The organism is Leptospira weilii serovar Ranarum str. ICFT (genome assembly GCF_000332415.1).
In the GTDB taxonomy this organism is placed as follows: domain Bacteria; phylum Spirochaetota; class Leptospiria; order Leptospirales; family Leptospiraceae; genus Leptospira; species Leptospira weilii_A.
Window position 1 is genome coordinate 29897 of sequence record NZ_AOHC02000006.1, and the last position, 9911, is coordinate 39807.

General features: G+C 42.3%; 8 protein-coding genes and 1 pseudogene. 5 read left to right on the forward strand and 4 right to left on the reverse strand.

Features of this window, described 5'->3' with window-relative positions:
* Nucleotides 1-4: 4 nt before the first annotated feature.
* Nucleotides 5-1573 (reverse strand): LA_0442/LA_0875 N-terminal domain-containing protein, encoded by a 1569-nt coding sequence (locus LEP1GSC060_RS00450; RefSeq protein WP_036094918.1) that lies wholly within the window; start codon nucleotides 1571-1573, stop codon nucleotides 5-7.
* A 598-nt stretch (nucleotides 1574-2171) separates the two neighbouring features.
* Nucleotides 2172-3206, reverse strand: coding sequence for a hypothetical protein (locus LEP1GSC060_RS00460; protein WP_002993498.1), 1035 nt, complete (start codon nucleotides 3204-3206; stop codon nucleotides 2172-2174).
* Between the two features lie 153 nt (nucleotides 3207-3359).
* Between LEP1GSC060_RS00460 and LEP1GSC060_RS00465 the strand changes: the two genes are divergently transcribed.
* From LEP1GSC060_RS00465 to LEP1GSC060_RS00480, 4 genes are all read left to right on the forward strand, one after another.
* Nucleotides 3360-3710: a hypothetical protein gene (locus LEP1GSC060_RS00465; protein WP_036094936.1), complete on the forward strand. Its 351-nt coding sequence runs from the start codon at nucleotides 3360-3362 to the stop codon at nucleotides 3708-3710.
* Nucleotides 3685-5067, forward strand: a complete 1383-nt coding sequence (locus tag LEP1GSC060_RS00470) for a PP2C family protein-serine/threonine phosphatase (protein WP_002993492.1) — start codon at nucleotides 3685-3687, stop codon at nucleotides 5065-5067. Before LEP1GSC060_RS00465 ends, LEP1GSC060_RS00470 begins: the two co-directional genes overlap by 26 nt.
* Nucleotides 5068-5074: 7 nt before the next feature.
* The gene (locus LEP1GSC060_RS00475; RefSeq protein ID WP_002993486.1) at nucleotides 5075-5848 is read left to right on the forward strand and encodes an enoyl-CoA hydratase-related protein; all 774 of its coding nucleotides are present in this window, start codon (nucleotides 5075-5077) and stop codon (nucleotides 5846-5848) included.
* A gap of 115 nt (nucleotides 5849-5963) precedes the next feature.
* Nucleotides 5964-6419 carry a DUF192 domain-containing protein gene (locus LEP1GSC060_RS00480; protein WP_036094921.1) on the forward strand — a complete coding sequence of 152 codons (456 nt, stop codon included), beginning with the start codon at nucleotides 5964-5966 and terminating at the stop codon, nucleotides 6417-6419.
* Nucleotides 6420-6581: 162 nt separating this feature from the next.
* Here the strand turns inward: LEP1GSC060_RS00480 and LEP1GSC060_RS00485 are convergent, their stop codons facing one another.
* Nucleotides 6582-7187, reverse strand: coding sequence for a DUF3332 domain-containing protein (locus LEP1GSC060_RS00485; RefSeq protein ID WP_002993566.1), 606 nt, complete (start codon nucleotides 7185-7187; stop codon nucleotides 6582-6584).
* A gap of 178 nt (nucleotides 7188-7365) precedes the next feature.
* On the opposite strand from LEP1GSC060_RS00485, the gene LEP1GSC060_RS00490 reads away from it, so the two are divergent.
* Entirely contained in the window at nucleotides 7366-8820 is a 1455-nt protein-coding gene (locus LEP1GSC060_RS00490) for an MBOAT family O-acyltransferase (protein WP_002993521.1), read from the forward strand.
* Nucleotides 8821-9116: 296 nt separating this feature from the next.
* Here LEP1GSC060_RS00490 and LEP1GSC060_RS19065 read toward each other — a convergent pair.
* A pseudogene (locus LEP1GSC060_RS19065) lies at nucleotides 9117-9911 on the reverse strand (IS110 family RNA-guided transposase); the annotation flags it as partial.

Here is a 9911-nt window from a genome sequence, read left to right on the forward strand (position 1 = left end):
AATTTTAAAAACTGTGCGAAAATCCGATGCTGAACCAAAATAGATGCGCGGGGATTTTCTGCAACAAATACGAATCTCTGATCAACTGTCTCAGGGAACCGTCTCCGGCGTCGGGGATCAAAGGGCTGCTTGCGATCTGATCCAATAAAAACTGATTCACGGGACCGTTTACTTTCGAAGGATCCACGATCAAACCGTCTTTAGAATTTCGGTTAACGTAACCGCCCGTGGCTCCGTAATAATTGTCCGTATCGTACATATACAGATCGGGTCTATAAACGTGATTTCCTTTGATGAAGAATTTTCCGAAATAAAACGTCAAACTGCTGGTGATATCCTGAATCCCGTAACGGTTGTCCACGATGTTATTGGACATTTCGTATCCTATGTTGACTGCGGGAGTGATTCTAAAAAATTCCTCTTTGAAATACTCGTGACTCATATAAAGAGAAAGATAATTTTTTCCCGCGGCCAAACCCGCGTTCTCCTGGCTCATCTGCGTATAAAAGGAAACGGTGGGAGTCAGATAAGCGATAAAAGGAAGAAACGAAATTTCGGGAAGTTGCCAAAAGATATAGTATTCCTGCCAAGCCAATCTCGTCACCTGATTGGAGGTATTGTTCGAACTCGAAACTCCTTGAGCCGCAAGAGAATTATAACCTCCTAATGTAGCCGAGACATACGCGGGGTTTTTGTGAAACGTATTGTAGAACCAAGTCCCGACCGTAAATTTTCCCCAGCTTGTTTTTTCGAAAGAATAATAGAACGCGTAAAATAAACCGTCCGCTCGTTTCATACCGTTCTGTTCTTTGTAGGATCGAGGAACGAGTCCGCCGCAAGTCGATCCGGTCGCGTAGTTTCCGTTCATCACGTTGTTCTGAGTATCATACACACAACTTTGATTGAGAAGATCCGGATCCGGCGCGGTAAACGGGTTTCCCTGACCTAAATAAGCGGGACCGGGGCCGCCCGGAAACAATTGTAAACGTCCGTCGTTGTTTCGATCGTTTCTTTCCGTTAGCTGAAAGTTACCCCAGAACTGAATTTTAAAACCTTTCAGAGGAGTATTGATATCGATCGTGGGTTGATAGGAGGGAACAAATGTAGTGGAAGTATAACTGTCGTTTCTACGACGATTGGCCATCTCGCCCGAAAAACTAAGTCCTCTCCAGATAAAGTCCGTAACGATTTCGTGAGTCACGTCTACTGTGGTATCGGTTCCTTGAGAATTGGCGTGAGGAGGTTCTCTTTCGATCGGGGTTGCGATTCCGGAATAGGAATTGGATCGAGGGGAGGATTCGGATTTTACGGGTTTATCCTTCTCGGAAGCGACGAACGCGTTTTTATTTTTGTCCAGTAATTTTTCGTACGTAATACTGAGCACGTTCTCTTTGTTGATGTAGCGGATATAATCGTCGTGTTCCGCAAGAAAAACTTTTTCTTCGTCCTCCAAAAGTATCTTACCGCGATGTACGGAACCGTTTTTTAAACGAACGATGTCGGCTGCGATCAAAGAAAACTCAAAACAGAAGAACAGATAAAACAAGACTAAAAGGTAAAATTTAAGCTTCATACGTTTGCCACTTTATTCATTTTTTATTTCCTAATTTTCAAATTTCAAACGGAAATGAAATTTCAAATTTTAGGACGTTGACCGCCTTAGCGACCCGAAAAGATAACAAAAATAGAAAGGAAAGAGAAGAATCAACTAGGAAAAACATTTTCTTTCGGCAAACCGAAACGTAGAATTTATTTTAAAACCGGCGTTCTTTTTTTTGCCGTTGGACGAAATACGTCGTTTGGTTTGGAAAGTTTTAGGAACGGATTCCGGATGATCTTTCCTAAATCCGGAAGAATTGAGACAAAATTGAGGTTTTTTATAGAAGATTTTAACCAATCAAAGCGGAAAGTTTTTAAGATCCGAGGAAACTCATTCGTACATGGAAACGGTTTCTTTAAAAAAACAAATCGTTTTGGTTTGTTGTTTCTAAGAATTAAGAATAAAATTATATAAAGATATCCGTATTTTATAATTTTAATAAGGAGTTCAAATCTTCAAGTGGTAAGTTGACAAGTGATCGGCGCGGATCGGTCTCGGAAATTTAGAAACGAGATGAGTAGAACTTCTATAAAATTTGGATTCTAACGTTAAGGTATAAAATTCCGACCTCTTAATCCGAGCGCATTTCCAAAAAAAGACGATCCAAAAACTCCCTTTGTTTTTTACACCTGGGTTCTTGAATTCCGTTTTTCATTTCGTAGATTTTTTTTCCGTTTTGAACGACTTCCAAAGTCCAAATTTTCTTTTGTAATTTCGTATGGACGTAGGAAACAAACGAGTCCGCAAAAAAATCGTCCCCGTTTGTCGCGGAATAAAGAGTGGGAAAGGGCGTTTGTTCCAAGGCGGGATAAATCTTTTTCCAGTTGTTTTCGAGTTCGATCGGTTGGGAGGAATAAAATCGGATTTCCTTACGAATCGGAAACGTCGAATCCAAATCCGAAACGTTTTCTGTCTCCCAAATCCCCTTTGAAAATTCGAATGTACGAAAGTTTCGATATTTCTCCCGAAAGTCGGGAACGATTTTTTTCTGAACGCCGATGATATGACCGACTTCGTGTAACAAGATGTATTCGATCGCCCTCGAAAGATCGTCTTCGGAATCCGATTCGATTCTGACTTGGATTTGGACGTTTCCGGACGCGAAGGGAGAATTTTCTTTTTTCGTAATCCATCGGTTTGCGGTTCGGGTCAATAGGTTCGTATCTAAAAAGATCACGCCGCCTAAGGGAACCTCTCCGTCGTAAACGAAAGAACTGAGTCCGGTACTTCCCAAGTTTTTACAAAGAATCACTCGAAAGAGGGAACGATCGAGCAAGGTATTTACGGAATTCGGAAGGGACTTTCGAACGGCTCGTATGCGATTCTTCCAAGGTTCCAAATCGATTTCCGCTTCCGGTGAATCGTTAAAACCGTCGATTCGATTCATTTCCCGAATAAAGTTTTGTTCGTCCGAGTCAAGACCGGCGATTCTGTGTTCCCAACCTTCGGATAAGGAATAACGTTCGGCTTTTGTGATCGGATGATCTTTAAAAAGCGGATAATACGGATTGTTTCCGGAAGGTTTACAAAAAAAAAGCGCGAAAAAAACGGATACGATCCAAAAGGTTTGGAAAGATTTTTCCAAAGCGCCGCCGGGTAAATACATACGAAAGATTTTTCTAAAGTGTCGAAATAAGTAAACAGGAAGCTTGTCGTTTTGAAAAAAAAAAGTCTTCGACCGGAATGGTTTGCGCTTATTCAGGAGGCTTGTAAACTTGGACGACAAAATTCCCAAGGATCGGGAAATTCAAAAACGAAAATGTTCCATTTCCTTTTACCTGCGCTTTTTTTATTCGGTCGACTTGAGTCCGCAGAGACGAACCCTTGGAGCCTTTCCATTCAGGAAAGAATTATCAATCGAAAACACGTCTCTCATATCGTGATCGAAACTAGAGCCGACCATATCAGAGTTTCTCTTTTGTTAAACGAACGATATCCGTATAATTACAAAGCCGGATCGTCCTCTTTTTTTATCAAAGCGAACGATGAAAAAGAGGCGTTGGAAATTTCGGAAAAACTGGATCGTTACTTGGAGTCGGGTTGGAATCTAAAAATTTATCTTTCCGGATCGGAAATCACTCGTTATGACCTGGATAAAACAATTCGGTAAGTTCAAATCCGGTTTCTTAAATCCTTTCACGTTTTTTGAAAGGGAGTTCAATTATAGCGAAGCCGAATCCTGGAAGGATCAGACAAGGATCGATCAATCGTTTATACGTCTCGCGTTTCTGCTTCATTTTATGATGTATCCCGTTCTGGCGATTCCGGAAGTTCGGAACTCGCCGAGGGGCGTTCTTTATTTGGGAATCGTCTTTCTCGTCAACGTGATGAGTTTTGTCCTTTCCTTTCAGGAGAAATTTCTTTCGTGGGTGATCCATATCTCCAACGTCGTCATCATCTTTCTTATGATGAATCTGTTTCACGAATCCTTTTATCGTTTTCAGGATTTGGAAAGTCTTCAGATCTATAACAATTACTTTTTGCTAATATCTTTAATCGTAATATTCCAGATGTTCCGATTGAAAAAAAGTTCCTGTTTTTTGACCGGAACGATCGCGATCTGTCTGCATATCTTTTTCGTTTCCATCAAAAGGATGGAACTCGGACTCGAGGACTTTCCGCGGATCCTTTTCGTGCCGGACGCGGTTTACGGACTTTGTATCGTCATCGGAACTTCTTCGGTGATCATCGTGAAAAGGCTGATTTCGATTTCGTCCGAACTCGATCTGGAATACAAATACATACAACAGGATCTCATCGTGGCAAAACAGGTTCAGGAGAATCTGTTTCCGGGAAAGTTGAGTATCAAAGGAATTCGATACGAGGTGATGAGGATCACACCCAATCATATCGGAGGGGATTTTTTCGACTTCGTTCAACTCCGGGAAGGAAACACAGGAATTTTTTTGACCGACATCGCCGGACACGGGATCGCTTCGGCCCTCGTGGCTTCTATGGTCAAGATCATGGTTTCGACCATGCCCTACATTTTGAAAGTACATCCTTCCCGTTTGATGGATTACATAGACGATTCTCTGCAAAAACAATTTCAATCCTATCATGCTTCCGCGATTTATATGTTTTTGGATTTTATTTCCAGAGAAGTCACTTTTTCGAACGCGGGTCATCCGTACTTAATCCACGGATCTTTTACGAAAGAATTTCACGAGGTCGAAACCGAAGGCGCCATTCTCGGTTTTGGGATCAAAAAACCGATCGCCGAACAGGTCAAACTTCCGCTTGTGGAAAAGGATCGATTTTTTTTATACACGGACGGTTTGATAGAAAACAAAAATCGGGAAGGAAAACTTCTTGGAACGGAAGGGCTTCTTGAAATATTGAATGAGAATCGATCCGAAAAAGACCTGGGCGTCTTTAAGGCAAACGTGCAAAAGGCGGTCGAAAACTTTTTCGGAGACGTAGCTCTGGAGGACGATACCCTCTTCCTCATCGTGGAAATGGAGTAAAAAATAAATGAGTGAAAAATCAATCAACGTAATCAAGGAAGGCCCGATCGCAATTCTTACGATCCAAAGACCTTCCGCTTTGAACGCTCTCAATCGGGAAGTTCTGACTCAAATCGGCCGGGAAGTGGACGCGTTGGAAAACGATAAGAACATTCGAGTTCTCATCGTAACCGGAGAAGGGAAGGCTTTCGTAGCCGGAGCCGATATCGCCGAAATGAAAGACTTGAACGTTTCTCAAGGTGAGGAATTTTCCAAGTTGGGAAATTCAGTATTCCAAAAATTGCATCAATCCAGAATCGTTTCGATCGCAGCGATCAACGGATTTTCTCTCGGCGGCGGTATGGAACTCGCCCTTGCCTGCGATATCCGAGTCGGATCGGAAAAGGCGAAGTTGGGATTACCCGAGGTTTCCTTGGGGCTGATTCCGGGTTTCGGTGGAACACAAAGGCTCGCGAGATTGATCGGTTATGCGAGAGCGATCGAACTTGTTTTTACCGGCGATATGATTACGGCGGAAGAAGGATATCGAATCGGAATTCTCAATAAACTCGTAAAAGAAGGAGAGGATCTATTAGATTTTTCTAAAACGATTGCGAACTCCATCCTGAAAAAGGGACCTCAGGCGATCGAAAGAGTCAAAAAAACGATCCAACAAGGTCTGGACGTTTCTTTAAAAGAAGGAATTTCCATCGAAGAGAAAGCTTTCGGGGCTTGTTTTGACGGCGGCCAATCCAAAGAAGGAATGACCGCGTTTTTGGAAAAAAGACCGGCTCGATTCTAAAATAACGAGAGTTAGGCGGAAGGGAGGATGAACGAACGCCCGAGTTCGGCGTAGGTTTTTCAAAGAAGTTGAAAATGGAAGCGATCATCGATTCCAAAAGAAAAAACAAAAAACTATGTTTGCATCCAAATTTAAAATTCCATTCATAATCTGTTTCATCTTCGCCGTTTCATACAACGTCGGTTCCAAGGACCTCGAAAAAATCACGATCTACGTGGACGAACATCCCCTTCTGGTGGAGGTCGTTAACACACCCGCGGACCGCGCCAAAGGTTTGATGTATCGAAAGTTCATGGGAGAAGACGAAGGGATGCTTTTCGTTTTCGCACAACCGGAATACTTGAGCTTTTGGATGAAAAATACGCGGATTCCGCTCAGCATCGCGTATTTCAATCCGGACAAAAGAATCACGGACATACACGATATGAAACCCAATCAAACTTCGGAGTTGTATCACTCGAGCGAAAAGGCGTTGTATGCTTTGGAAGTGAATCAGGGTTGGTTTGCAAAAAGAAAGATCGGCAAATACGGGGTCTTAAAAATTCCCGACCGAGTGAAAGCGGCCCAGTAATCGATTTGCTACCGATCTTTATAAAATCGAGTGCCGTTAATTTTTATCGCAAAGTACCGTTTCAATGCAAAATAATAAGTACTTTATTATATAGTTATGAATAACGGTTACGGGAGTTTGATGTAAATCATCGGGGAAAATTCCCCGATGATTGGAAAGAATTTAGAGAGATTCGGAAACGAGTTTCGCTTCCAAGTCGTTTAACGTTTTTGTATCGATTACTTTGCTAGACTTCAGTTTGCCTTGTTCCGCCATTTTCAAGATCGTTTTCGATCCGATTGATTCGGAGGAAACGACGATCTCTTCCAATTTGCCGTTTTTCTCCACGAAGAATTTTCCGGGTTCCGCGCGCAGGACGATTAGGTTTCGAGAGTTTCCTTCTTTTTCGAATTGAATATCCAATCGTTTTCCGAAATCGGAATAATTCAGTAAAAGTTTTTCTCCGTTTTCTTCGTAGGTTTTGGCGTATTTTCCGTTTTCGTCGTATTCGTTGTAACCCACCGGGTTGTTCCCGGACCAGAATTCGATTAAGTTGAAAAGTATTAAATCGAAAAAGAATCCGACGAAATAAAGAATGCTGAAAGGAAAATACATTACGAGAGTCTTAATGAGTTTTGCCAACAGACCGCTGCCGATATTAAAACTTTCGTTTACGTCGTACACTTTTTTAACGATCGCAAATTTACCGAAACAATTTGCGAAAGAAATGAGAAGAATCATCGGGGCAAGAATCGCTACGATCGCCTTACGAAATTTGTTTTGTTGCATGAAAAGGACAACTCCTTGATCGAATTTTTGAAAATTGAATCGTTTCCTTGAAAATTATGCAAGGTTTTTCTTTTTTCAAAAAGGAAATTCGAGTTGGACGTATGGGGGCTTCGGATCATAATTCCTTGACCGGAACCGTGTTTGAAAAAAGATAGAGGGAGTATCGGGAGCGAAAGGTTTGCTTTTTCCTACTTTAGAATTTTTCGTATTTTTCATTTTCGTATTCCTGGTTTATTGGTATGTAATTCCGTATTTTTTCACAAAAAGTACAAAAACTCTTTCTTTCACTCACGTATTCCTTCTCGTCGTCAGCTACTATTTTTATATGAGTTGGGATTGGAGGTTCGGCGGTTTGATCCTTCTTTCCACCGTGATCGATTTCGTTCTCGCCGCAAAAATTCATTCTTCCCAAGATTCGAAAAACAGATTCATTCTGATTACGGTCAGTTTGGTTTTGAATCTAATATTCATTTTGGGTTTTTTCAAATATTATAATTTCTTTGCGGACTCGGTCAATTTATTCCTCGGGCATTTCGGAGTGAAGAACGCGCTTCCGATTTTACATATCATCCTTCCCGTTGGGATTTCCTTTTATACGTTTCAATCCTTGAGTTACACGATCGACGTGTATCGGAGGCAGATCCTTCCCGAAAAAAGTTTTTTACGATTCGCGTTATTCGTATCTTTTTTTCCTCAACTCGTCGCGGGCCCGATCGTTACTGCGAGGACCTTTCTGCCTCAGATGGATACGGTTAAAAATCTAACCGACATTCCGTTTAGAAAAGCGATCCGTTATTTCATCCTGGGTTATATCAAGAAGGTCGTGCTTTCGGATAACGCGGCTCCGATCATAGAAAAGATATTCGCCGATCCGGCAAACTTCGGAACCGCCGCGCTTTGGCTCGGCGCGACCTTATTTCTCATTCAAATTTATTGCGACTTCAGCGGTTATACCGATATGGCTTACGCTTCCGCGTTGTTGTTGGGTTACGAACTTCCGGAAAATTTTCGTATGCCTTTTATCGCGAGAAGTATAACGGAACATTGGAGGAGATGGCATATCACTCTTTCCACTTGGCTCAGGGATTACGTATATATTTCTCTGGGCGGAAATCGTGCGGGAGTTTTCCGTCATCGATTTAATCTTTGGTTTACGATGTTCGCGGCGGGTTTTTGGCACGGGGCCGCTTGGACGTTCCTTGTCTGGGGAAGTTGTCAGGGAACTCTTTTGTTGATCGAAGCGATTTACAGAAGTCTGAGAGAAAAACATTTTCCGAATATTCAAATGATTCCGGATAAGATTTTGGCTCCGATCCAAATCTTTCTTACCTGTTTTGTTTCGGTCGCCGTGGGAACGTGGTTTCGCGCCGAATCGATCGCCAAAGAGTTGACCATGTTGAAAAAAATGTTCGTCTACGCCGAAGGCGGCTTACGTCCTTATATGTTGAAAACCGGAATTCCAGTCGTTCTTTGTGTGATCGCGGCCCAGTGGCTCGGTTATCTCATCTTTGAAAAAAAGAAAGAATGGAATCCTCCCGCATGGCTCGAATTTGCGTCTTATCCGATCATCGCGACGATTCTGGCGCTTCTCACTCCGGATGTGGAACTTCCATTCATCTACTTTCAATTTTAATTGTAAAGAGAGTTTCGCTAAACGTCAGTTAGGCGGTTGAAGTTTTGGGCGAATCCAGCCCAGGCGCCGCGATCCATAGAGAGCGGCGGGTCGTTCGAGGTTTAACTCAATCTCACTTCCTGGTGCTGCGACCCATAGGGAGCAGTGCCACTTTAGTTACCTGGGTCGTTCGATTGGTCGTTCGATTGGTCGTGATTTTCCCAACTTCGTTGGGAGCAAAAGATGACGCTCCGCTATCTTTTTGCTATCTCACTTCCTCCTATGTTCCTTGTGTCAAGCCCCTCCGCTATTTTTTTTTACATAAGACCATATTGAGCTAACTTACGATTCAAAACATTTTCGGGCATAGAGTCGAAGAGTTGCCCTGTTCGAATCATAGAAAAAAGAACTTCGATCATTTTACGTGAAGTAGCAATGATAGATTTCTTTGCTCCTTTTTTAGCATATAACCTTTCGTAGAACTCTTTAATCTTACCGCCATGCTGACAACGGACCAGGCTCCAAGCTGCTTGAACAATCACTCTTCGGATCGAATGACAACCGCGGGAAACAATTCTACCATATCGAACCGTATCTCCTGAGATGTCAACTCTGGGAACTAAACCAGCGTAGTAGGCGGCTTGTTTACCGGAAGAAATCTTTTGCAGTCCCCCATGTAACTCATAATTGCCAGAGACGTAATCATCCCGATACCAGGCATGGACATGATCGTTTGAACGTAGGCCTGATTGATTTTCAGAGCGCCTTTAATATCTTCTTCAATGAGTTTTAGATTTAGTTCGACTAAATCTACAACTAGTATAGATTCGTTCCGCTTCCTTATGATATCGATCCGGAAGTAAAGTTACAGAAGTTTCTCTGGATGCTTTTGTCCGTAAATGTTTTTTGGTGATCTCAGTCAGACCGGCTTGAGTGAATACACCTAGTATAGCCGATTCTTTCCTTGCGTTAGTTGTCTTGTCCAATTCTCATGCTCGGTACACAATCGACGATTGTCTTCCTCTTCGTCCGTGGGAATTGGAACAACCGGTAATTCTTCCTTTGGATAACGTTGAATGAGTTTAGGTATCTTAAGAGAATCTTCTTTATCA